Annotated in this window: 25 protein-coding genes, 1 tRNA gene and 2 riboswitches; of the genes, 14 read left to right on the forward strand and 12 right to left on the reverse strand. The window is 59.4% G+C overall.

What is annotated here, in order from left to right:
* Positions 1 to 313 precede the first annotated feature (313 nt).
* Positions 314 to 631, reverse strand: coding sequence for a hypothetical protein (locus ABOK31_RS07515; protein ID WP_349958318.1), 318 nt, complete (start codon positions 629 to 631; stop codon positions 314 to 316).
* Between the two features lie 589 nt (positions 632 to 1,220).
* On the opposite strand from ABOK31_RS07515, the gene ABOK31_RS07520 reads away from it, so the two are divergent.
* The gene (locus ABOK31_RS07520) at positions 1,221 to 1,382 is read left to right on the forward strand and encodes a hypothetical protein (protein WP_349958319.1); all 162 of its coding nucleotides are present in this window, start codon (positions 1,221 to 1,223) and stop codon (positions 1,380 to 1,382) included.
* A gap of 109 nt (positions 1,383 to 1,491) precedes the next feature.
* Here ABOK31_RS07520 and lipB read toward each other — a convergent pair whose 3' ends face one another.
* Positions 1,492 to 2,208, reverse strand: coding sequence for a lipoyl(octanoyl) transferase LipB (lipB, locus tag ABOK31_RS07525; RefSeq protein ID WP_349958320.1), 717 nt, complete (start codon positions 2,206 to 2,208; stop codon positions 1,492 to 1,494).
* Positions 2,209 to 2,447: 239 nt separating this feature from the next.
* Between lipB and ABOK31_RS07530 the strand changes: the two genes are divergently transcribed.
* Positions 2,448 to 2,532: transfer RNA gene (locus ABOK31_RS07530), tRNA-Leu, on the forward strand.
* 158 nt (positions 2,533 to 2,690) lie between these two features.
* On the opposite strand, the gene ABOK31_RS07535 is transcribed toward ABOK31_RS07530, so the two are convergent.
* Positions 2,691 to 3,155: a ribonuclease HI gene (locus ABOK31_RS07535; RefSeq protein WP_349958321.1), complete on the reverse strand. Its 465-nt coding sequence runs from the start codon at positions 3,153 to 3,155 to the stop codon at positions 2,691 to 2,693.
* Positions 3,156 to 3,467: 312 nt separating this feature from the next.
* On the opposite strand from ABOK31_RS07535, the gene ABOK31_RS07540 reads away from it, so the two are divergent.
* From ABOK31_RS07540 to ABOK31_RS07550, 3 genes are all read left to right on the forward strand, one after another.
* Entirely contained in the window at positions 3,468 to 3,806 is a 339-nt protein-coding gene (locus tag ABOK31_RS07540) for a hypothetical protein (RefSeq protein WP_075856903.1), read from the forward strand.
* A gap of 275 nt (positions 3,807 to 4,081) precedes the next feature.
* The gene (locus tag ABOK31_RS07545; protein ID WP_174175251.1) at positions 4,082 to 4,297 is read left to right on the forward strand and encodes a hypothetical protein; all 216 of its coding nucleotides are present in this window, start codon (positions 4,082 to 4,084) and stop codon (positions 4,295 to 4,297) included.
* A 74-nt stretch (positions 4,298 to 4,371) separates the two neighbouring features.
* Complete coding sequence (locus ABOK31_RS07550; protein ID WP_349958322.1) at positions 4,372 to 4,566, forward strand: hypothetical protein; 195 nt, start codon at positions 4,372 to 4,374, stop codon at positions 4,564 to 4,566.
* Between the two features lie 42 nt (positions 4,567 to 4,608).
* Here the strand turns inward: ABOK31_RS07550 and ABOK31_RS07555 are convergent, their stop codons facing one another.
* Positions 4,609 to 5,031 (reverse strand): helix-turn-helix transcriptional regulator, encoded by a 423-nt coding sequence (locus ABOK31_RS07555; RefSeq protein ID WP_174175255.1) that lies wholly within the window; start codon positions 5,029 to 5,031, stop codon positions 4,609 to 4,611.
* A gap of 218 nt (positions 5,032 to 5,249) precedes the next feature.
* Between ABOK31_RS07555 and ABOK31_RS07560 the strand changes: the two genes are divergently transcribed.
* The 6 genes from ABOK31_RS07560 to sugE all read left to right on the forward strand — a co-directional run bounded on the left by ABOK31_RS07560 (position 5,250) and on the right by sugE (position 11,394).
* A complete protein-coding gene (locus ABOK31_RS07560) occupies positions 5,250 to 6,185 on the forward strand; it encodes a DMT family transporter (protein WP_349958323.1) in 936 nt (311 codons plus the stop codon).
* An 81-nt stretch (positions 6,186 to 6,266) separates the two neighbouring features.
* The gene (locus ABOK31_RS07565; RefSeq protein WP_349958324.1) at positions 6,267 to 8,276 is read left to right on the forward strand and encodes an acetyl/propionyl/methylcrotonyl-CoA carboxylase subunit alpha; all 2,010 of its coding nucleotides are present in this window, start codon (positions 6,267 to 6,269) and stop codon (positions 8,274 to 8,276) included.
* 163 nt (positions 8,277 to 8,439) lie between these two features.
* Positions 8,440 to 9,567: an S-(hydroxymethyl)glutathione dehydrogenase/class III alcohol dehydrogenase gene (locus ABOK31_RS07570; RefSeq protein ID WP_349958325.1), complete on the forward strand. Its 1,128-nt coding sequence runs from the start codon at positions 8,440 to 8,442 to the stop codon at positions 9,565 to 9,567.
* Positions 9,568 to 9,641: 74 nt separating this feature from the next.
* Positions 9,642 to 10,109: a YaiI/YqxD family protein gene (locus ABOK31_RS07575; RefSeq protein ID WP_349958326.1), complete on the forward strand. Its 468-nt coding sequence runs from the start codon at positions 9,642 to 9,644 to the stop codon at positions 10,107 to 10,109.
* Complete coding sequence (gene fghA, locus ABOK31_RS07580; protein WP_349958327.1) at positions 10,106 to 10,942, forward strand: S-formylglutathione hydrolase; 837 nt, start codon at positions 10,106 to 10,108, stop codon at positions 10,940 to 10,942. Before ABOK31_RS07575 ends, fghA begins: the two co-directional genes overlap by 4 nt.
* A 137-nt stretch (positions 10,943 to 11,079) precedes the next feature.
* Positions 11,080 to 11,394, forward strand: a complete 315-nt coding sequence (gene sugE / locus ABOK31_RS07585) for a quaternary ammonium compound efflux SMR transporter SugE (protein WP_174177523.1) — start codon at positions 11,080 to 11,082, stop codon at positions 11,392 to 11,394.
* Between the two features lie 6 nt (positions 11,395 to 11,400).
* Here the strand turns inward: sugE and ABOK31_RS07590 are convergent, their stop codons facing one another.
* The 8 genes from ABOK31_RS07590 to ABOK31_RS07625 form a co-directional block, all read right to left on the reverse strand.
* A complete protein-coding gene (locus ABOK31_RS07590; RefSeq protein ID WP_174177522.1) occupies positions 11,401 to 11,787 on the reverse strand; it encodes a DoxX family protein in 387 nt (128 codons plus the stop codon).
* Positions 11,788 to 11,924: 137 nt separating this feature from the next.
* A complete protein-coding gene (locus ABOK31_RS07595) occupies positions 11,925 to 12,317 on the reverse strand; it encodes a DoxX family protein (RefSeq protein ID WP_092716479.1) in 393 nt (130 codons plus the stop codon).
* Positions 12,318 to 12,440: 123 nt separating this feature from the next.
* Positions 12,441 to 13,973 (reverse strand): acyl-CoA carboxylase subunit beta, encoded by a 1,533-nt coding sequence (locus tag ABOK31_RS07600; protein ID WP_349958328.1) that lies wholly within the window; start codon positions 13,971 to 13,973, stop codon positions 12,441 to 12,443.
* Positions 13,974 to 14,036: 63 nt separating this feature from the next.
* Positions 14,037 to 14,405 (reverse strand): hypothetical protein, encoded by a 369-nt coding sequence (locus ABOK31_RS07605; RefSeq protein WP_349958329.1) that lies wholly within the window; start codon positions 14,403 to 14,405, stop codon positions 14,037 to 14,039.
* A gap of 171 nt (positions 14,406 to 14,576) precedes the next feature.
* Positions 14,577 to 15,362 carry an ATP12 family chaperone protein gene (locus ABOK31_RS07610; protein WP_349958330.1) on the reverse strand — a complete coding sequence of 262 codons (786 nt, stop codon included), beginning with the start codon at positions 15,360 to 15,362 and terminating at the stop codon, positions 14,577 to 14,579.
* A 9-nt stretch (positions 15,363 to 15,371) separates the two neighbouring features.
* Complete coding sequence (locus ABOK31_RS07615) at positions 15,372 to 16,025, reverse strand: HAD-IA family hydrolase (protein WP_174177514.1); 654 nt, start codon at positions 16,023 to 16,025, stop codon at positions 15,372 to 15,374.
* The gene (locus ABOK31_RS07620; RefSeq protein ID WP_349958331.1) at positions 16,022 to 17,020 is read right to left on the reverse strand and encodes an RluA family pseudouridine synthase; all 999 of its coding nucleotides are present in this window, start codon (positions 17,018 to 17,020) and stop codon (positions 16,022 to 16,024) included. Before ABOK31_RS07620 ends, ABOK31_RS07615 begins: the two co-directional genes overlap by 4 nt.
* Before the next feature lie 185 nt (positions 17,021 to 17,205).
* Complete coding sequence (locus tag ABOK31_RS07625; protein ID WP_349958332.1) at positions 17,206 to 17,739, reverse strand: copper chaperone PCu(A)C; 534 nt, start codon at positions 17,737 to 17,739, stop codon at positions 17,206 to 17,208.
* A 168-nt stretch (positions 17,740 to 17,907) separates the two neighbouring features.
* A riboswitch (glycine riboswitch) is annotated at positions 17,908 to 17,991 on the forward strand.
* 3 nt (positions 17,992 to 17,994) lie between these two features.
* Positions 17,995 to 18,072, forward strand: a riboswitch (glycine riboswitch).
* A gap of 71 nt (positions 18,073 to 18,143) precedes the next feature.
* Here ABOK31_RS07625 and gcvT point away from each other — a divergent pair.
* The 3 genes from gcvT to gcvP are packed head-to-tail and all read left to right on the forward strand — an operon-like array spanning position 18,144 to position 22,532.
* Complete coding sequence (gcvT, locus tag ABOK31_RS07630) at positions 18,144 to 19,280, forward strand: glycine cleavage system aminomethyltransferase GcvT (RefSeq protein ID WP_349958333.1); 1,137 nt, start codon at positions 18,144 to 18,146, stop codon at positions 19,278 to 19,280.
* 25 nt (positions 19,281 to 19,305) lie between these two features.
* The gene (gene gcvH, locus ABOK31_RS07635; protein ID WP_174177506.1) at positions 19,306 to 19,668 is read left to right on the forward strand and encodes a glycine cleavage system protein GcvH; all 363 of its coding nucleotides are present in this window, start codon (positions 19,306 to 19,308) and stop codon (positions 19,666 to 19,668) included.
* Positions 19,668 to 22,532, forward strand: a complete 2,865-nt coding sequence (gene gcvP, locus ABOK31_RS07640; RefSeq protein ID WP_349958334.1) for an aminomethyl-transferring glycine dehydrogenase — start codon at positions 19,668 to 19,670, stop codon at positions 22,530 to 22,532. Before gcvH ends, gcvP begins: the two co-directional genes overlap by 1 nt.
* Positions 22,533 to 22,596: the final 64 nt, after the last annotated feature.

A 22,596-nucleotide genomic window follows, 5' to 3' on the forward strand; every position in this document is an offset into this window, starting at 1 on the left:
TCAGCGATGCGCTTGGGCTGCAATAGCATTCGTAACGGGGAGCCGGGCATGTTGCGGTTGCAAGGCTGAAATCCTGGCAATTGCATTGGACATGAAACTGTTGATCTGCCGTCGCCGACGTCGCGCTGTAGATAGAAAAGCCGGTGCCGATATCGGCCGAGCGAGATCCGACGCTGAAGGAATAGGTCGAAGCGGTGCTTTGCGGCGGCGCGTTATCCTGCTGGGCCAACGCCATGAATGGAAGGCAGAGCACACCGCAAATCGCAAGCAATAGCCTTGGAATAGATTTGACCATATCTCATGCCCGCCTTTCCTATTGGCACATCAGATAGGCGTGCGGAACGCAGGTGCATGCATAAGACTGTGTCGGGCACGTCATGTCCTGCAATGTCCGGTCGTCGCAATTACACGTTACGAAATAGGACGAGTTATTCGGCATCTTCAGAATGCTCGAAGTGGAATAGCCGCTGCCTAGATCCGCGCGCCGATAGCTGAAGCTCGAAGCCGAATTTTGGGCATTCTGGTTGTTACCAGCCGTCTGCGCCATGACCGGCAGGACAGACACGGTAAGGAGAAATAACGCCTTGAAACCGGTCTTCCGATAACGGATCGCGCCAAAAACGGGTCTCATGTCCTTACTCCATTCTGCAGTTTTGTTTGGGAATGAATTCTAGTTTCGGAATGTTTCTTCCGTTTCTCCCTCTGTTGCGAAACTTTTCCTGTCCGCAATTTCCAGCCATGAGATAAGCGGAACGTCGCAGGCGCCTCGGCTCGGCATGATGGTTGGGAACCATCGGGACTTTCGTCCGACTTGCTGGCGTCTAACTTGCTGGCCGACGATATCACCACTGCGCAGAGGGAAAAAGTCGTTAGGACCCTATCAAAGAGCCGCTGACGATCACTGTTTCGCGAGGAATAAGAGCGATTGCGGAACGGATACAACCTATCGTGAACTTCGGACCTTGAAGTGTAGTCGCATCGCCCTAGTTTTCTTGGTGCAGTTCCCCTCTCTGTGCCCTGGATGCTCTCCCTTCCAGGGCATTTTTCTTTCGGGCATCTTTCTGGCGAGCGAGGCGCAGTGGATGGACCGTCCGCCAAATGATTCGCCACAGCTTCCAAATGGGCGTAGGCTACCTTTACCGCAGGCTACCGAATCCGTAGGCGCCAGCGGCTGAGAGAGACAACGCGCTCTCGCCTGCAGAGGTCAAGGAGTTACCCGCATGACCTCGCATGACAATCGTGACAATATACTGAGCGATCAGAAACTGCATGATCTTCTCAAGGCAGAAGACAGGATAGATCTTTTGGAGAAATCGAAACGGGGCACTCTGGATGAGTCGGACATGCCCGTAGCGGAAGATGCCGAAGGCACCTCCTTGTAAGCTATCGCAGTTTTTCACGGTCAATCGGACAGGTCGTTTGACCTGTCCTGCTTAGCATTGGAATTCGACTTAACATCCGGGATCGTCTTCAGGCGATCACCGATCGGTTTCACACGTCATTGATCGTTTCGCCGAAGACTTGTTCGAACGCCTCACGGAGGCGGATATCGACATCCGTCATCATGACCGGCAAGCCGAGATCGACGAGGCTGGTGACGCCATGGGCCGAGATTCCGCAGGGAATGATGCCGGTGAAATGCCCGAGATCGGGATCGACGTTCAGCGAGAGACCGTGAAACGTCACCCATTTGCGCACGCGAATGCCGAGAGCCGCAATCTTGTCCTCAGCCACGGTGCCATCAGGCAGAATCGGCTTCTCCGGGCGCTTGACCCAGACGCCGACCCGATCTTCGCGCCTCTCGCCGCGCACATTCATCGATTCGAGCGTGCGAATGATGACCTCTTCGAGCGCGCCGACGAAGGCCCGTATATCCTGCCGCCGACACTTCAGATCAAGCATGACATAGGCGACGCGCTGACCCGGTCCGTGATAGGTATATTCGCCACCGCGTCCGGTCGCGAAGACCGGAAATCGATCCGGCTCGATCAGATCGGCGGCATTGGCGCTGGTGCCCGCTGTATAGAGTGGCGGATGTTCGACCAGCCAGACGAGCTCCGGCGCCCGCCCCTCGGCAATAGCGGCCACTTCCGCCTCCATGGTGGCTACGGCCTCTTCATATGGCACGAGGCCGTCACTGATCCGCCAGCGGACGGGCGGCGTGCCTTGAGCGGGAAACATCTGATGAGAAAGTTCGGTGCGAAGCATATGGCAGTCCTTTACGCGCCGCGCGGGCCGCATATGTGGAAAACCTGCGTGCCGACGGGTTGTCCACATATGGCGCTATTCGGGCGGGAATTCAAACATGTAAGGCGTTTCCGCCGCATCCGGACCAGCTCGATCGGAGGAGCTGTGAAGGAATTTAAAAAAACTGACATATCGCTCTTGTGCCCCCCGAATGCTTTTGCTACATGCAGCCGCGCCGGAGCAATCTGGCCTACCACGATGCGGTCGTGGCGGAATTGGTAGACGCGCAGCGTTGAGGTCGCTGTGGGGCAACCCGTGGAAGTTCGAGTCTTCTCGACCGCACCAAGAACCCGGCTTTGGCCGGGTTTTTTGTTTTTGGCCCTTGGCGAAACCACAAAGGTCTGCGCCTTGCATCAATTTGGGCGCTCGCGTTGCAGCCCTCCAAACGGATCTTCAGTTTTGGGTCCAGAATTTGGAAAACTGCTCGCACAAGGGTGACCCGATCATCTACAGGCGGCATCGCGCGCCAGGATGTCGGCGAGCTCATTGCCTGCAGCTCCTGAATGCCCCTTGCACCATTCCACAACCACATTCGGATGCTGTTCAAGCAGGTGGTCGAGTTGTTGCCAGATCTCCATGTCGTGGATCCGCCGGCGTCGCGTGTGCGGGTTCGAGGTAATCCGCTTCCAGCCGTTGGTGCGCCAGATTGCCCTCCACCGACAGCAGCCTTCTATGACGTGAACGGCATCCGTCCAGAGCGAGATCGGCTGTGCCGAAGCCTCCGAGGCGATCCAGGCCATTGCATTTAGAACGGCGAGGACTTCGAACGTGTTGTTCGATATGCCAGCCCCCTTGCCACAATCGGCATATAACTGTCGGTCGCCTTCATAGACCACGAACGCCCATCCTCCGGAGCGGGAGGCGGCGTTGAAGGAGCCGTCGGTGTAGATGTGAAGCGAGTCGGCCATGCGGAGAACATAACATCGATAGGGCAGTGGCTAGGGGAGAGTTCCAGTGCTTTCGCGAACGGGTTCCTTCGCTTAGAGGCCGCTCTCGCTTTCTCGCGGATAACGACGGCGGAATCCGGCCTCCGATTTGGGGTGATGTAAATGCCCTGCCCGCCATCAGTATGATGCGGCAGGAAGTGAAGGCAGCGGACGACGGTGACGAAAACGCGTGTCGCGTTCCATTCGATGTGTCGCACCACGATAGAATTCCATGGATGTTTTCAGGCGCGCGGCGTGTAAGCTGGCAATCATTGAAAACCTTGGAGGTGGCTCATGCCCCGTTTCCTTGCCGTTTACACTATGAAGCCCGAAGATCTCGCGTCTTTTCGAAGCCTGCCCAAAGCCGAGCAGGATGCTGTCGATGCTATCGGCATCGCACAATGGGCTGCGTGGGAAGAAAGAAACGCTGCCTCTATCCTTGATCGCGGCGGCATGGTGGGAAAGACGACTCGCATCACCAGGAACGGCGTCGCCGACGCGGTCAATCCATTCTGCGGCTACCTGGTGGTCGAGGCTGAAACCGCAGACGCCGCCGCAAGGCTTTTCCAGGACCACCCCCATATTACCGTCTTTCCCGGCGACGGCGTCGATATCATGCCGTTTTTAACCTGACTTCGTTGATGGACCCTTCCACCATAACGATGAGACCCGGCAGAGGTGTGCTTGGGGAGAACAAGCAGACGCGCTGCCGATCATCGGCATATCGGCCGTGAGAGCGAAGCGGCTTCATCCGAAACGGGAGAAGCGAAAATAATCAAAGCGGAGGCTGAAATCCAAGCGAATTCGCCCTCCTTGCCCTTGATGGCAAAAGCGGCCGGATTTTGATGCTCACTTGACTTCGCGCTCCTCTCTGGCACCGTGAAATTTCCTGAGACGTTGGAGGATGCATGACGCCAGAACGCTTTTCCGAATGCCTTTTGCATATCCGCTGGACGCCGATCAATCTGGCGAGCGCCCTGCAATGCGACCTCTCATGGGTGGAGGCGCTGGAGGCTGGAAACGCCGAAGTGCCGGCCGGATTGGCAACCTGGCTGGAAACTCTCGCCCAATGCCATGAGCAGGCCGGCGTTCCCACGACCTATCGCGGACGTGGGCACGACTGAGATTGGCAGAATAAGCCTGGAAACGAATGACAGCTCGAAACAGCGGATAACTCATTCCAACGGAGGGATTGGAGATGAATGACGATTTTCGCTTGAAGCTTATCAAAATCAGAGGCGAGAAGATCGCCCACCGCAACGAACTGCTGGCGATGAAGATGCAGAACGCAAATACAAAAGGAGCTGGCCAGGATATCGATCTTGACGGCATGATCGCCCGCGAGCAGCTCGCGATCGACAACCTCGACGATACGATTGCCCGCCTCAGCTAGAGAGGTTCAGCGCCGCGCCATGAACGTCAAAGGGCGCAGCGCTCAATGCGCCACATCCTTGCTGAGATTGCGCAGCCTGATCTGATGGTCGAGGCGCTCAAGTTGGTTTGTCGTCGTCTCTATCAGCCGGCCGATCTCCTGATAGGCCGTTCGCAGCCGCGAAAGCTCGTTCCTGACGGCTTCCAGGGCGCGCTCGTCGCTGTCCTCCCCGGGCCCGTCACCCGATCCGGTCATCAGCCAAGCCGGTGAAACATCGAAAAGAGCCGACATCTTGACCAGCGCGGAAGAATTGGGCTCGGCGCGGTCGGATTCCCACGCAAGCATGGTCTCCTCGCTGACGCCAAGTTGTCGGGCCAGTGTTTCGAGACTGATTCCCGCGGCGTCGCGCGCCATGGACAAGCGCCCTCCAAGCGTGTCACCGCCTTCATCCGAAAAAACGGTCGTCTCTTGTTCTGGTTTGAACATCGGTGCGATCCCTTTCCTGGTCGCGCCGGCGATTTTGTGCCGCGCATTCATGTTTTAGCTGTTTCCAAAGCTCCAGATAGGTCTAAGGGCGTCATCGCGCCATTGCGATCTGTCCCAATTGGAAAAGTGTGACACTTTCCGATGGCTATCGCCGAGACTTGCAACCCACTCCTGATCGCGCCTTGATTGCATGCCTTTCCTGTGTTTGATGTCTGACCATGTCCGTTTCTCCCGCCATTTCCACACAGCAGAATCCGCTCAGGGGCATGACGATCATGGCGAGCGCCATGATCCTGTTGCCGACGATGGATGCGATCGCCAAATACATGGCGAGCTTCGAAGGCATGTCGCCCGGTCAGGTGACCTTCTATCGCTTCTTCTTTCAGCTTGTCTGCATGCTGCCGATGCTGTTGACCGTGGCCGGACGGTCGGCCTTTTCCGCAAAACGCCCCTGGATGAACCTGCTGCGGGGCGCGCTGCACGGCGCTGCCAGCCTGCTCTTCTTCGCGGCGGTCAAATACATGCCGCTTGCCGATGTTTTCGCGATCTATTTCGTCGAACCTTTTATGCTGACGGCACTTTCGGCTCTGTTTCTCGGAGATAAGGTCGGCTGGAGGCGCTGGCTGGCGATCGTCATCGGCTTCGTCGGCGCGATGATCGTCATCCAGCCGAGTTTCGAGATTTTCGGACTGAAGGCGTTGCTGCCAGTTGCCTGCGCTTTCCTCTTTGCTCTCTACCTGTTCATGAACCGGGCGGTCGGCGAGGCGGATTCGCCGATGACGATGCAGGTCATGGCCGGCGTTGGTGGCACGCTGTTCATGTCGGTCACCCTGCTCGCGGGAGCATCCGCCGGCATCGCTGATTTCGAACCTTCCCTGCCCACCTCGACGCTGGGCCTCATCCTTCTGCTGATTCTGGGCTCGATATCGGGCTATGCGCATATGCTCGTCGTCAGAGCCTTCCGGCTGGCGCCGCTCTCGTTGCTTGCTCCGTTCCAATATTTCGAGATCATTTCCGCCACCGTCCTCGGCTACGCGATCTTCGGAGATTTTCCCAATCTTTCCAAATGGATCGGTATCGCCATCATCGTCAGCTCCGGCCTCTTCATCATCTGGCGGGAGCGCGTTCAGTCGAGATTGGAAAAAACCGCGTGAGTGCAGATATCTTGCACATGGACCCGCAGTGCAATTTGTGGCTAAAACACTGACTGAATAGGGTATTTGGGCGGAGATTGCATGTTCAAGAAAATCCTGATCGCCAATCGCGGCGAGATCGCCTGCCGCGTCATCAAGACCGCGCGCCGCATGGGCATCCTCACGGTCGCCGTCTATTCCGATGCCGATCGGGATGCTCTGCATGTCGAAATGGCCGATGAATCAGTCCATATCGGCCCAGCCCCCGCAGCCGAAAGCTATCTCGTCGCCGACAAGATCATCGCGGCATGCAAACAGACTGGCGCTGAAGCGGTTCATCCGGGTTACGGCTTCCTCTCAGAGCGCGCCTCCTTCTGCGCGGCACTGGAGAGGGAAGGCATCACCTTCATCGGCCCGAAGCCGAAGGCGATCGAAGCCATGGGCGACAAGATCGAATCGAAGAAATTCGCCAATGCCGCCAAGGTCTCCACCGTTCCTGGCTATCTCGGCATCATTGATGACGCTGATCATGCAGAAAGGATCGCGGCCGAGATCGGTTATCCCGTCATGATCAAGGCGTCCGCCGGCGGCGGCGGCAAGGGCATGCGTATTGCATGGAGCAAGGATGAGGTGCGTGACGGTTTCGAGCGCGCCCGTTCCGAGGCGAGAAGCTCCTTCGGCGACGACCGCGTCTTCATTGAGAAATTCGTCGTCGATCCCCGCCACATCGAGATCCAGGTGTTGGCCGATGCCCATGGTAATGTCGTCTATCTCGGTGAGCGCGAATGCTCCATCCAGCGCCGGAACCAGAAGGTCGTGGAAGAAGCGCCCTCTCCGTTCCTCGATGAAGCGACCCGCAAGGCCATGGGCGAACAATCCGTGGCGCTTGCCAAGGCCGTCGATTATCAAAGTGCCGGTACGGTCGAATTCATCGTCGATCGTGACCGGAATTTCTATTTCCTCGAAATGAATACGCGCCTGCAGGTCGAACATCCGGTGACGGAACTGGTGACAGGCATCGATCTCGTCGAGCAGATGATCCGCGTTGCCGCCGGCGAAAAGCTGCCGTTCAAGCAGGCGGATATCACGCTCAATGGCTGGGCGATCGAAAGCCGCCTCTATGCCGAAGACCCCTATCGCAACTTCCTGCCCTCCATCGGCCGCCTGACGCGCTATCGTCCGCCGCGCGAAGGCAGAACGGAGAAATTGGTCGTGCGCAACGACACTGGCGTCTTCGAAGGCGCCGAAATCTCCATGTATTACGATCCGATGATCGCCAAACTCTGCACCTGGGCTCCGACAAGACTGGAGGCGATCGAAGCCATGGGCGAGGCCCTGGATGGTTTTGTCGTCGATGGCATCGAGCACAATATGCCGTTCCTCTCCGCGCTGATGAAACATCCGCGCTGGCGCGAAGGCCGCCTCTCCACGGGCTTCATTGCCGAGGAATATCCTGATGGCTTCGCGCCGGTGACGCCGGACGAAGACCAAACCGCCTTGCTGTCGGCAATCGCCCTTTCCTGCAGCCTGATCGAGTCCAACCGCCGGGAACGCTATGGCGACCGGCTGCGTCCGGCCGCCGCGCCGCTGCGGGAGAGCTGGGTCGCCAAGCTCGGTGCCGACTATCTGCCTTTGACGTTGCTTGAAGGCGTGGTGACCATTCCCTTCGAGATGGACATGCAGATTGGCGGCAAAACCGTAACTGTCGCAACCGACTGGCGTCCCGGCGATTCCATCTGGGTCGGCACCGTCGGCGGCCGCAAGTTGACGGCCCAGATCCGCACCCTGCTCAATGGCCTGCGCATCGATTGGCAAGGTATTTCCGTCCGGGCCAAGGTGTTCACGCCGCGTCAGGCCGAGCTTGACAAGCTGATGCCCGTCAAATTGCCGCCCGATACGTCAAAGCTTCTGCTCTGCCCCATGCCGGGCCTCGTCGTTGCTATCGCCGTTGCTGAGGGACAGGAAGTCAAAGCGGGAGAAACGCTGGCCATTGTCGAAGCGATGAAGATGGAAAATGTCCTTCGTGCCGAACGCGATCTGGTCATCGGCAAGATCAACGCCAAGCCCGGCGAAAGTCTCGCTGTCGACGCCGTGATCATGGAATTTGCCTGATCCAGGGGCTTCGCCATCGCAGCCATATGGAAAAAGCTGCGTGGCGATTGCTCGGCTAAAACATGACAATTGCGACGCTAAGTGTCTGATTTTGGCTTGAGCCTTTCTATGGGACCGTGCCAATGTTGCCTGGACCAAAATCATAGCATGAAGGGATGAGACCATGGACGTAAGAGCAGCGGTAGCGGTTGCGGCGGGCAAGCCGCTCGAGGTGATGACGGTTCAGCTTGAGGGGCCGAAGGCCGGTGAAGTGCTGATCGAGGTCAAGGCGACCGGCCTCTGCCACACCGATGACTTCACGCTCTCGGGCGCCGATCCGGAAGGCCTGTTCCCGGTCATTCTCGGCCATGAAGGTGCCGGCATCGTCGTCGATGTCGGTCCGGGTGTGACCTCGGTCAGGAAGGGCGATCACGTCATTCCGCTTTATACCCCCGAATGCCGCGAATGCCCGTCGTGCCTCAGCCGCAAGACCAATCTGTGCACGGCGATCCGCTCGACGCAGGGCCAGGGGCTGATGCCGGATGGCACCTCGCGCTTCTCGATCGGCAAGGACAAGATCCATCACTATATGGGCTGCTCGACCTTCGCCAATTACACCGTGCTGCCGGAGATTGCCGTTGCCAAGGTCAATCCCGACGCCCCCTTCGACAAGATCTGCTACATCGGCTGCGGCGTCACCACAGGCATCGGCGCGGTCATCAACACCGCCAAGGTGGAGATGGGCGCAACCGCGATCGTCTTTGGTCTCGGCGGCATCGGCCTCAACGTCATCCAGGGGCTGAAGCTTGCCGGCGCCGACATGATCATCGGCGTCGATCTCAACAATGACAAGAAGGCCTGGGGCGAACGCTTCGGCATGACGCATTTCGTCAATCCGAAGGAGGTCGGCGACGATATCGTGCCCTATCTCGTCAACATGACGAAGCGCGGGGCCGACCAGATCGGTGGCGCCGACTATACCTTCGACTGCACGGGCAACACCAAGGTGATGCGCCAGGCGCTGGAAGCAAGCCATCGCGGCTGGGGCAAGTCCGTCGTCATCGGCGTTGCCGGCGCCGGCCAGGAGATTTCCACGCGTCCGTTCCAGCTGGTGACGGGCCGCTCATGGATGGGCACGGCCTTCGGCGGTGCCCGTGGCCGTACCGACGTTCCGAAGATCGTCGACTGGTACATGGAGGGCAAGATCCAGATCGATCCGATGATCACCCACACCATGCCGCTCGAAGACATCAACAAGGGCTTCGAGCTCATGCATTCCGGAAAGAGCGTCCGCGGCGTCGTGATATACTGACGCTGAAAGCCACTCGGCGAGACGTATGTGGCGCGTGAGAAATGCGCCACATATAGCTGAAAAGATTTGATATCATGATTTATGTCGATGCCGACGCCTGCCCGGTCAAACCGGAAATCTTGAAGGTTGCCGAACGCCACGGCATCGAGGTGACCTTCGTTGCCAATTCGGGACTAAGGCCGTCGCGGGACCCGATGGTGCACAACATCATCGTCTCCAACGCCTTCGATGCCGCCGATAACTGGATTGCCGAGCATGCCGGCGCCGGCGATATCGTCGTCACGGCGGATGTACCGCTCGCCGGCCGCTGCGTTGCGACCGGAGCTCTGGTGACGGGACCGACCGGCCGCATCTTCGACAAGACGAATATCGGCATGGCAACGGCCATGCGCGATCTCGGGGCACATCTTCGCGAAACCGGCGAAAGCAAGGGCTATAATGCCGCCTTCTCGCCGCGCGACCGCTCCGCCTTCCTCGAAACCTTCGACCGGCTTTGCCGGCGTGCCAAAGCACATCAATCATCGCCTGGAGACCAGCCGTGAACATCATTTCCCAAAACACCGCATTCGGTGGCATGCAGGGTGTCTTCTCGCATGAATCAGAAGCCTGCAAATGCGAGATGACCTTTGCCGTCTTCGTGCCGCCGCAGGCGATCAAGGAGCCCCGCCCGGTGCTCTGGTATCTCTCCGGCCTCACCTGCACCCATGCCAATGTCATGGAAAAGGGTGAGTATCGCCGCATGGCTGCAGAACTCGGCCTGATCATCGTCTGCCCGGACACCAGCCCGCGCGGCAACGACGTGCCGGATGAGCTGACCAATTGGCAGATGGGCAAAGGCGCCGGCTTTTATCTCGACGCCACCGAGACGCCCTGGGCCGAAAACTATCAGATGTACAGCTACATCACCGAGGAGCTGCCCACGCTTATCGCCAAGCAATTCCGGGCCGACATGAGCCGCCAAGGCATTTTTGGCCATTCCATGGGCGGCCATGGCGCCATGACGATTGCGTTGAAGAACCCGGACCGCTTCAAGAGCTGCTCCGCTTTCGCTCCCATCGTACAGCCGTCGACAGCCGATTGGTCCGCCCCTGCGCTTGAAAAATATTTGGGCAGCGACAAGGCCGCTTGGCGCCGCTACGACGCCTGTGCGCTTGTCGAAGACGGCGCCCGCTTCCCCGAGTTCCTGATCGATCAAGGCAAGGCCGACAGCTTTCTCGAAAACGGCTTGCGCCCATGGTTGTTCGAAGATGCTATCAAGGGCACTGATATCGGCCTAATGCTACGAATGCACGAGCGTTACGATCATTCCTACTACTTCATCTCGTCCTTCATGGACGATCACCTGAGGTGGCATGCCGAACGGCTCGAAAAGTAGAAGTGGCATACCCGCCGCCTTGAAATACCAAGGCGGCACAGGCATATAGGAAACGCGCAGACGACTGCGGCGGCCAGCATCCAAAACCGGCCGTAGACATCGCGGGGACGGCCTCGCTCTTAATAATGGAGCGTAACATGGCTTGGTTCCTGCTTTTCCTCGCAGGCTTGTTCGAAATCGGCTGGGCTATCGGCCTGAAATATACCGATGGTTTCACGCGGCCGATGCCGACTGCTCTCACCGTCATCTCCATGGTCATCAGCGTCGTGCTGCTTGGCCTAGCCGTAAAGACCTTGCCGATGGGCACGGCCTATGCGGTCTGGACCGGTATCGGTACCGTCGGCACAGTGCTGCTCGGCATATGGCTGCTCGGCGATCCCGCGACCTTGGTTCGTCTATTCTGCATCGGCTTGATCGTTGCAGGCATCGCCGGTCTCAAGCTTACCGCCTGACTGAGATCATCGGCGCTGGCGGTTGTCCAGCGCCCAGCTTCCCGGTCCGGCAAACACCAGAAACAGGAAGATGAAGCAGAACAGGACCGCTCCATCCCCCTCATTGTTGGCCGGGAAGAAATTGATCGGCATATGCACCATGAAATAGGCAATCGCCATCTCGCCGCTGAGCAAAAAGGCGACAGGACGCGTGAAAAGCCCGAGTAAGATCAGAATACCGCCCACGAGCTCGATGATCCCCGCCACGAAGAACAGCGTCGTGATTGCGTAAGGCGCTGGCGGAAATCCGAAGACCTTTTGCGTGCCGTGTTCGATGAACAGCAACGCGGTCACGATTCGCAGAATTGCAAGGGCTGCAGGCTGGTAGGGCGACAAGCGCTCGGAAAATGACATGAGGATCTCCGTTCGATAGGGGATGCGAAGGAGATCCTGTCAAAAGTGCTCTCGCTTCGCTGACAACAGAGAGAACACGCGAGAGACGAATTTATTCGCCGGACTCGACGATCGGCCGAGCCCGACGAAGCGGCTGGTTATTTCTTGCTGTTGTCGATCGCCAGCAGGCCCGGGCCTGCGAAGATCAGGAACAGGAAGATGAAGCAATAAAGGATCGCTGCGTCGCCGCCATTGTTGGCCGGGAAGAAATTCTTCGGATAATGCGCCATGAAATAGGCGACCGCCATGTTGCCGCACAGGATGAAGGCGACCGGACGGGTGAAGAAGCCGACGATCGTCGCCAGTCCACCGACGACTTCAAGGATACCCTGAACCAGAATCAGGGTCGGCAGCGGGCTTGGAAATTGACCGCCGGCCGGAAAGCCGAGCAGCTTCTGCAAGCCGTGTTCGATGAACAATACGCCGGTGACGACACGCAATACGGTAAGAGCATAGGGCTGATATTGATTCAGCCGATCGGAAAGCGCCATGTTAAACTCCAGTTTTAACTCCCCCACGAGGAAGCAATAGAGCGCACGGGGACGAACGTGAAAACACGGATTCTGACGCTCAATCAATTTTCCGTGTCAAATCCGTGACTTGTTGTCACATGTTCACAACGGGATGTTGTCGTGCTTCTTCCAGGGATTGGTCAAATCCTTGTTGCGCAGCATCCTGAGGCCCTGTGCCAGCCGCCGCCGGGTCGAGCGCGGCATGATCACTTCGTCGATGTAGCCGCGTTCAGCCGCAACGAAGGGCGACAGGAAACGGTCCTCATACATCTTCGTATGCGCTGCAATCTTGTCCGGATCGGCTATATCCTTGCGGAAGATGATCTCGACCGCGCCTTTGGCGCCCATGACGGCAATCTGCGCCGTCGGCCAGGCATAATTGAGATCGCCGCGCAGATGCTTCGAGGCCATGACGTCATAGGCGCCGCCAAAGGCCTTGCGGGTGATGACCGTGAGCTTCGGCACGGTCGCCTCGGCATAGGCAAACAACAGCTTGGCGCCATGCTTGATCAGCCCGCCATATTCCTGCGCCGTCCCCGGCAGGAAGCCGGGCACGTCGACGAAGGTAACGATCGGAATATTGAAGCAATCGCAGAAGCGCACGAACCGCGCCGCCTTTCGCGACGCATCGCTGTCGAGAACACCGGCAAGCACCATCGGCTGGTTGGCGACGAAGCCGACCGTGGCGCCTTCGATGCGGCCGAAACCGCAAACGATATTTTTGGCGAAGCTCTCCTGAATCTCGAAAAAATCGCCCTCGTCCGCGATCTTCAGGATCAGCTCCTTGATATCGTAGGGCTTGTTGGCATTGGCCGGGATCAGCGTATCGAGCGAGTTATCCGGCTCGGTCACGGACTGATAGCATTCGATCTCCGGCACATCAGCCGTATTCGACTGCGGCAGGAAATCGATGAGACGGCGCACCTGCAAGAGTGTATCGACATCATTGTCGTACGCAGCGTCGGCAATCGAGGATTTCGTCGTGTGGACCGATGCGCCGCCGAGCTGCTCGGAAGTAACGGTCTCGTTGGTGACTGTCTTCACCACATCCGGTCCGGTGACGAACATGTAGGAGGTGTCACGAACCATGAAGATGAAATCCGTCATGGCCGGAGAATAGACATCGCCGCCGGCACAAGGACCCATGATGATCGAGATCTGCGGAATGACGCCGGAGGCAAGCACATTGCGCTGGAAGACCTCGGCATAGCCGCCGAGCGCGGCCACACCCTCCTGGATGCGGGCGCCGCCTGCATCATAGATCCCGATGATCGGCGCCCTGTTCTTCAGCGCCATATCCTGTACTTTGGTGATCTTCTCCGCATGTGCTTCTGAAAGAGATCCTCCGAAGACTGTGAAATCCTTGGCAAAAATGAAAACAGTTCGGCCGTTGACCGTACCCCAGCCAGTCACTACGCCATCGCCGGCAATCTTGCTCTTGTCCATGCCGAAATCGGTCGAGCGATGCTCGACGAACATATCGAACTCTTCGAAGGAGCCTTCATCGAGGAAGATGTCGATGCGCTCGCGCGCGGTCAGCTTGCCGCGCGCGTGCTGCGCATCGATCCGCGCCTGCCCGCCGCCAAGCCTTGCGATCTCACGACGACGTTCCAGCTCCTGCAGGATTTCCTTCATGCGGCCCTCTCTCCCTCATCGCTCGGGCTTAGCATGGCGCGAGCCTTGTTTGAAGCTGTTGGCTCAGTTTGCGAGCCGTGGTGTGTTCAGCGAAAAGATGGATCGGACACGCGCGGCGATATCTTCCGCCATGAGCTCGTCAGCTGTAGCGGGATCCGGAGCGACGGTCTTTGTCTCAAACGACGCCATGGCAACCACGGCGCCACCATCGGCCGCCGCCGCATCGATATTGATCTTGGCGCTGCTGCGGTCGCGATTGAAGCCGCGCGCCTTGCGGACGTCGCTCAGTCTGATGGTGATGGCAACCTGTGGCAATTGCGGACTGAAGCTTGTTGCAGTGATCGCGGCGTTGACGCGATCATTGATGGCTGCAACCAGCGCCGGCGACACCGGCGGCAAAGCCTGATCGGCTATGACGGTTGCACTGCGCACGGCATATGTTGGAGGCGGAGGATCAACGGACCAGCTCGAGCACGCAGCCAGCGCCAAACATCCCACGAGCGCCGATACGGCTCTCGACCTCGACAACAACATGATTCCTGTCCCGACTTCCAAGCTTGCAAGATGCGAAGATCGATATAAAGGACTGGAAATCAACAATATTCAACTGCGAAGCGCAGAAAAAACGTCGGTTGCCGCCTGAAATTCCTCAAAACGCTGTGCACGACGCTGCTCGGCCTCTTCGTCGCTGCCCCAATGCTCGATGGTCCAATCCTCGTCGAGATGTGCAAGGGACCAGACATCGGCAAGCGGCAGGAATCCTTCCGCGAAGGCCAGTGCCAGGATCGCTGAACCGGTCAGCGTCGTGATCGTGTGCAGGCTCGCGAGCTCCATCGGTGTGTCAAACTTGCGCAAGGCGGCAGCGAAGGCTGCAATGGCTTCATCGGGCTGTTCCTGATGCATGACACCTTCAGCCAGGATGAAACGGGCGCCGAAATCGCGCGCGGCCCATTCGATTAGCGGGTTCCAGCGCTCCGACTGCCGCTCCACAAGCCGCTCCGGCCCATCGGCGCGATAGCAAAGCAGATCCGTACCCGAGAAACGCACGATTTCATCAAACACGGCCTGGCTTTCGGCCGCAACGCCGTCGATCGCGGTACTGACGAGGCGGGTCACAGGCATGGTCGCGGGATCGATGATGTCGACCTGCCGCGCCCATTCCGCGGCCACCAGCTTGGCAAGCGCTTCCGTCGGCAACGCCAGGGAGTGCCTGGCCGGGGTCTTCACTACCTTGCCGTCAAGCGCGATGGCATGACCGCCCTCGTCCGCGCTGATCGTCACATCCTTGTAGAAGCGTTTCGGCAATGGCTTCTTCATCTGGATCTGCGCGCGGCGGATCGGATCGGGATGGCTGAGACCCTCGGAAAGATCGTTCAACAGGTCGCGCATGGCGTCACCTCAGAGAATATGGCTCAACAAATCGTTCGGATGATGCGCAATCGCATCGGCCCCGGCCGCCAGCAGTTCTTCGACGGAGGCATAGCCCCATGCAACGCCGATGGCGGTCGCACCCGCTGCCTTCGCCATCTGCATGTCGTAGATGGCATCGCCGATCACGATCGTATCATGCGGGTCCATGCCGGTTTCATCGCAGCATTCCGTCACCATCGCAGGATGCGGCTTCGACGGGCAATCGTCGGCGGTGCGCGAGACAATAAAATAGGGCGTGAAGTCGTTGACCTCAAGGATATGGGTCAAGCCGCGGCGGGATTTGCCCGTCACCGCGCCGATCAACAGTTCATCGCGCGCGGCCAGCGTCTCGATCAGCGGCTTGATGCCATCAAAAAGAGGCGTCTGCATATCAGCCTCGTCCCGCACCTCCGGAAAGATCGATTTGTAGTGCGCGGTCATGGCAATCGCTTCATCGTCGACATGCGGCTTGCCCTGCATGCGGGCAATGGCGATATCGAGCGTCAGACCGATGATCGACTTCGTGGCGGAAACATCCGGGCGCTTGTAGCCGAAGGCCACAAAGGTGCGCGCCATGACCTCATGGATCAGCCGCGCGCTGTCGACCAGCGTGCCGTCGCAATCGAAAAGTACCAGCTTCATTCGTCGTCCGGCTCCCCTGCCGATGCCATGTCAAATCCGAGAAGGTTCCAGGTCTGCACCATATGCGGCGGCAGCGGTGCCGTTACACGCAGACGGCCGCCATTCGGATGCGGAATGTCGATATGGCGGGCGTGCAGATGCAGCCGCTTCTGGACACCGCCCGGGAAATCCCAGTTCGGATCGTCATCGAAATATTTGGGGTCGCCGATAATCGGGTGGCCCATGTGCAGCGCATGAACGCGCAGCTGGTGCGTACGACCGGTATAAGGCTCCATTTCAAGCCAGGCGAGGTTCTGCGCTGCGGTTTCGAGGACGCGGTAATAGGAGATCGCGTGATCGGCGCCCTCCTCCCCATGCTTGGCGATGCGCATGCGGTCGCCATCGGCCGTCGCCTCTTTCACCAGCCAGGTGGAGATCTTGTCCTCATGCTTCCGCGGCACGCCCTTGACCAGCGACCAATAGGTTTTCTTGGTGTCGCGTTCGCGGAATGCCGCCGTCAGCTTCTGCGCAGCACCTCGGGTACGGGCAACGACAAGGACGCCAGAGGTGTCGCGGTCGAGACGATGCACCAGGCGTGGCTTTTCGCCCTTCTTGCTCGTCCATGCCTCAAGCATCTTGTCGATATGGCGGGTAAGGCCGGAACCGCCCTGCACCGCGAGGCCAGCGGGCTTGTTCAGCACATAGACCTTCTCATCCTCATGCAACAACATGCGCGCTAGGAGCTCGCCGTCGCCGGCGTGTTTGAGGTCATTGCCGGCGATGGGGCCGCTTTTTGCGCCCTTGGCATCGACATCGAGAGGCGGCACGCGTATCACCTGTCCCGGCTGCACGCGCGCATCCGTCTTGACGCGACCGCCATCGACGCGCACCTGACCGGAACGCATCAGCTTCTGCAATTGTCCGAAACCAAGCCCCGGATAATGCACCTTGAACCAGCGGTCGAGACGCATGCCGGCTTCATCAGGCTCGACCTGTATATGTTCAATCCCGGCCATTCTTCTTCTTTCAAATACCGCGGCATGTCCCAGATATTGCCAAACCTCGTTCGGCGGGATCATGCAAATTCAAACAATGGGCCGATCTGCCCCGCGGCCGGAGATTTCCCGGCCTTTTGACGTGGCTTTAGAGCATTTCGAGGAAAAGTGGAAACCGGAATTATACGGCAGGATAATTTTCTGGCTCAGTTTCCCCTGGCCGAGACGACTGGCAGATTGATGTCGACCATACCCGCCTTGTCGAACATCAGCATCACGGGCACCGTGCCGCCTTGCTTGAAGGGCGCCTTCACCTGCTTGAACATCATGTGCATCGTATTCGGCGCGAGCGTCACCGTGGCGCCGGCGGGGATGGCAATGCCGCCCTTCACCTCGCGCATCTTCATGATCTCGCCCTCCATCTTCATCTCGTGCAGCTCCACCTTGCCGGCGGCCGAAGAGGTCACGGAGGTCAGCTTGTCGTCTGTTTTGCCCGTATTGTGGATGGTGATGTAACCGCCGCCGACGGGCTGGCCGGGAAGCATGGCACGAACATAACCGCCGCTTATATCGAGATCGCCAAGCTTGGCGGCGGCCGAACCGGAAGGTGCCGCACCAGCATCCATGTGCATCCCGGGCTTGGACTTCATCGCGCCGCTGTCCTCGGCCAGCGCTCCACCGAGCGGAAGCGAAAAAGCGCCAATCGAAATCAGCAATGCGGCGGCGTGGTTGCGGTTCATGTTCATCTCCTGCCCGGCTCCTCAATCGAGCAGAAGGGATAGCCTCTCCCATCCCTGTTGCAAAGGTCCGTAATCATTAGGAAACGCAGGATTGATCGGCGCGACAAAAATTTGTTCAGCGGCGACATTTGCCCCTTGCCATCTCTGCCCGGGACCGGATAATGGCTCTCAACCCTGTTGGGAGAATCCGGCGCGAGCCGGTGCCGAAGGAGCAACCGCCCCGGAAACTCTCAGGCCAAAGGACCAGCAAGGGGCAGACGGAACTCTGGAGAGAAGCGCGCAAGCGTTCGCCGAAGGGATAACAATCTCAGGCAAACAGACAGAGGGGGCTCATCGTCAGGCGCTATCGCGCCGAAATTGTGAGCTCTGCGCTTCGAAACGAGCGCAAAACCCGGAGGCGTCATTTGGACGAGACCGCTGCCCTCAAGACCACCCCCCTTCATGCCCTGCATGTGTCGCTCGGCGCCCGCATGGTGCCCTTCGCAGGCTACGACATGCCCGTGCAATATGCGCCCGGCGTGCTGAAGGAACATCTCTGGACCAGATCCTCCGCCGGCCTGTTCGACGTGTCGCATATGGGCCAGGTGACGATCCGCGCCCGCTCCGGCAAATATGAGGATGCGGCGCGGGCCCTCGAGAGCCTGGTGCCTGTCGACATTATCGGCCTCGCCGAAGGCCGTCAGCGCTACGGCTTCTTCACCGACGACAAGGGTGGCATCCTCGACGATCTGATGATTACCCATATGGACGACTATCTTTTCGTCGTCGTCAATGCCGCCTGTAAAGAGCAGGATCTCAAGCATCTTCAAGACCATATCGGCGATAGCTGCGAAATTACCTTACTTGATCGCGCCCTCATTGCGCTTCAAGGGCCGCGCGCCGTCGACGTGCTTGCCGAACTCTGGGCCGATATCGCCTACATGAAGTTCATGGATGTGCGCCATTGTCGCCTCCACGATGTCTCCTGCCTCGTGTCGCGCTCCGGCTATAGCGGCGAAGACGGTTTCGAAATCTCCGTGCCGTTTGACAAGGCCGAGGATATCGCCAAGCGGCTGCTGGAACACCCAGACGTCCAGCCGATCGGCCTCGGAGCCCGCGACTCCCTTCGCCTCGAGGCTGGCCTCTGCCTCTATGGCAACGACATCGACCAGACGACGACGCCGATCGAAGGCGCGCTCGAATGGGCCATCCAGAAGGCCCGCAAAACGGGCGGCGCCCGCGCCGGCGGCTTTCCCGGAGCAGCTCGCATTCTCGGCGAACTCGATGGCGACACCACCCGCCGCCGTGTCGGCCTGAAGCCCGAGGGCAAGGCGCCGGTGCGCGGTCACTCCAAGCTTTATGCCGATGCAGAAGGCAAGACGGAAATCGGCGAAGTCACCTCGGGCGGTTTCGGTCCGAGCGTCGAATCCCCGGTTGCCATGGGCTATGTGCCGACCGATTTCACGGCACCGGGCACCACTGTTTACGCTGAAGTACGCGGCAAGTATCTGCCCGTCGTCGTCAGCGCTCTGCCTTTCATCAAGCCTACCTACAAACGTTGAGCGTCTTTTCCAGAGAGGATTACCCATGCTGAAATTCACCGAAGAACATGAGTGGCTGAAGGTCGAAGGCGATATTGCAACGGTCGGCATCACGGCCCATGCCGCCGAGCAACTCGGCGATCTCGTTTTCGTGGAACTGCCTGAAGTCGGCGCCAGCTTCTCCAAGGGTGGCGACGCGGCAACCGTCGAATCCGTCAAGGCAGCCTCCGAAGTCTATTGCCCGCTCGACGGAGAGATCACCGAAGTCAACGAAGCCATCACCGCTGATCCGGCCCTCGTCAATTCAGACCCGATGGGTGCTGGGTGGTTCTTCAAGCTCAAGCTGAAGAACGTTGGGGATCTTGATGGTCTTCTTGATGAATCCGGTTACAAGGAGCTGATCGGATAATGACGACGCCTACTGAATTCACATTCACCGATTACCAGCCATACGACTTCGCCAATCGCCGCCATATCGGCCCGTCTCCGTCGGAGATGACCGATATGCTCAAGGTGATCGGCTACAAGAGCCTCGACGGCCTGATCGACGCGACGCTGCCACCGGCCATCCGCCAGAAGGCACCGCTCGCCTGGGGCGCAGCGATGACGGAGCGCGAGGCGCTAGACCGGCTGCGCGAGACCGCCAACAAGAACAAGGTTCTCGTTTCCCTGATCGGCCAGGGCTATTACGGCACGATCACGCCGCCGGTCATCCAGCGCAACATTCTGGAAAACCCGGCCTGGTACACCGCTTACACGCCATACCAGCCGGAAATCAGCCAGGGCCGCCTCGAGGCGCTGCTGAATTACCAGACGATGATCAGCGACCTCACCGGTCTCGATGTCGCCAATGCGTCATTGCTCGATGAAGCAACCGCTGCGGCCGAAGGCATGGCGATGGCGGAACGCGTCGCCAAATCAAAGGCGAAGGCCTTCTTCGTCGATGCCGCCTGCCACCCGCAGACGATCGCGCTGATCAAGACCCGCGCCGAGCCACTTGGCTGGACCGTCATCGTCGGCAATCCATTCACGGATCTTGATCCGGTCGACGTCTTCGGCGCGATCTTCCAGTATCCCGGCACACACGGCCACATCAACGACTTCAGCGGCCTGATCGCACGCCTGCACCAGACCGGCGCCATCGCCATCATGGCGGCTGACCTCCTGGCCCTGACCCTGCTGAAATCCCCCGGCGAAATGGGCGCGGATATTGCCATCGGCTCCTCGCAGCGCTTCGGCGTTCCCGTCGGATATGGCGGCCCGCACGCCGCCTATATGGCCGTCAAGGACGACTACAAGCGCTCCATGCCGGGCCGTCTCGTCGGCGTTTCGGTCGATGCGCGCGGCAATCGCGCCTATCGCCTGTCGCTGCAGACCCGCGAACAGCACATCCGCCGCGAAAAGGCGACGTCGAACATCTGCACCGCACAGGTGCTGCTCGCCGTCATGGCTTCGATGTATGCCGTCTTCCACGGTCCACAGGGCCTGAAGGCGATCGCCCAGCAGGTCCACCAGAAGGCCGTGCTGATGGCCAAGGGCCTGGAGAAACTCGGCTACACAGTCGAGCCGGAGACTTTCTTCGACACGATCACCGTAGAGGTCGGCCATATGCAGGGTCTCATCCTGCGCGCAGCCGTCGCCGAAGGCGTCAACCTGCGCAAGGTCGGTGAAACGAAGATCGGCATCAGCCTTGACGAGCGCACGCGCCCGGCGACGGTGGAAGCCGTCTGGCGTGCATTCGGCGGCGATTTCCGCATCGCCGATTTCGAGCCATCCTATCGGCTGCCGAAGACCCTGTTGCGTACCAGCGAATACCTGGTGCATCCGATCTTCCACATGAACCGCGCCGAAAGCGAGATGACCCGTTACATCCGCCGTCTCTCGGACCGCGACCTGGCGCTCGACCGCTCGATGATCCCGCTCGGCTCCTGCACCATGAAGCTGAACGCAACGGCGGAAATGCTGCCGATCACCTGGCCGGAATTTTCGGACATCCATCCGTTCGTGCCGGCCGATCAGGCGCTCGGCTACCGCGAAATGATCGATGACCTGACGGACAAGCTCTGCGCCGTGACGGGCTATGACGCCTTCTCCATGCAGCCGAACTCCGGCGCGCAGGGCGAATATGCCGGCCTCCTGACCATCCGCAACTACCACATTGCCAATGGCCAGGGTCACCGCGACATCTGCCTCATCCCGACCTCCGCGCACGGCACCAATCCCGCCTCGGCACAGATGGCGGGCATGAAGGTCGTGGTCGTCAAGGTTAGCGATGACGGCGATATCGACATGGCCGATTTCCGCGCCAAGACCGAGCAATATGCCGACAACCTCTCCTGCTGCATGATCACCTATCCTTCGACGCATGGCGTGTTCGAAGAGACGGTGAAGGAGATCTGCGATCTCGTGCACAAGCATGGCGGTCAGGTCTATCTCGACGGTGCGAACATGAACGCCATGGTCGGCCTCTCGCGTCCCGGCGATATCGGCTCCGACGTCAGCCACCTGAACCTGCACAAGACCTTCTGCATCCCGCATGGCGGCGGTGGTCCCGGCATGGGGCCGATCGGCGTCAAGGCGCATCTGGCGCCTCATCTGCCCGGTCATCCGGAAACGGACGGCCGCAGCGGTGCGGTCTCTGCGGCAGCCTTTGGGTCGGCCTCCATCCTGCCGATCTCGTGGAGCTATTGCCTGATGATGGGCGGCGAAGGCCTGACGCAGGCAACGAAGGTGGCGATCCTCAACGCCAACTACATTGCCGCCCGCCTGAAGGGCGCCTATGACGTGCTCTATAAGTCCAAGGACGGACGCGTGGCGCATGAATGCATCATCGACACCCGCCCGCTGGTCGCAAGTGCCGGCGTGACGGTTGACGATGTCGCCAAGCGCCTGATCGATTGCGGCTTCCACGCACCGACCATGAGTTGGCCGGTTGCGGGCACGCTGATGATCGAGCCGACCGAATCGGAAACGAAGGCCGAGCTTGATCGCTTCTGCGAGGCGATGCTGGCGATCCGCGAGGAAGCTCGCGCCATCGAAGACGGCCGGATGGACAAGACCAACAACCCGCTGAAGAACGCCCCGCACACGGTAGAAGACCTCGTCGGCGAATGGGATCGCCCCTATTCGCGCGAACAGGCCTGCTTCCCGCCCGGTGCCTTCCGCGTCGACAAATATTGGTCTCCGGTCAATCGCATCGACAATGTCTATGGCGATCGCAACCTGATCTGCACCTGCCCGCCGCTCGAATCCTACGCCGAGGCCGCAGAATAGGGTTTTTGCCAAAAAGCGAAGCGGTTCAGTCGCTTCGCTGGAAACAGACATAAATCTATTGTGA

Source organism: Rhizobium sp. ZPR4, from assembly GCF_040215725.1.
GTDB classification, from domain to species: Bacteria; Pseudomonadota; Alphaproteobacteria; order Rhizobiales; family Rhizobiaceae; genus Rhizobium; species Rhizobium rhizogenes_D.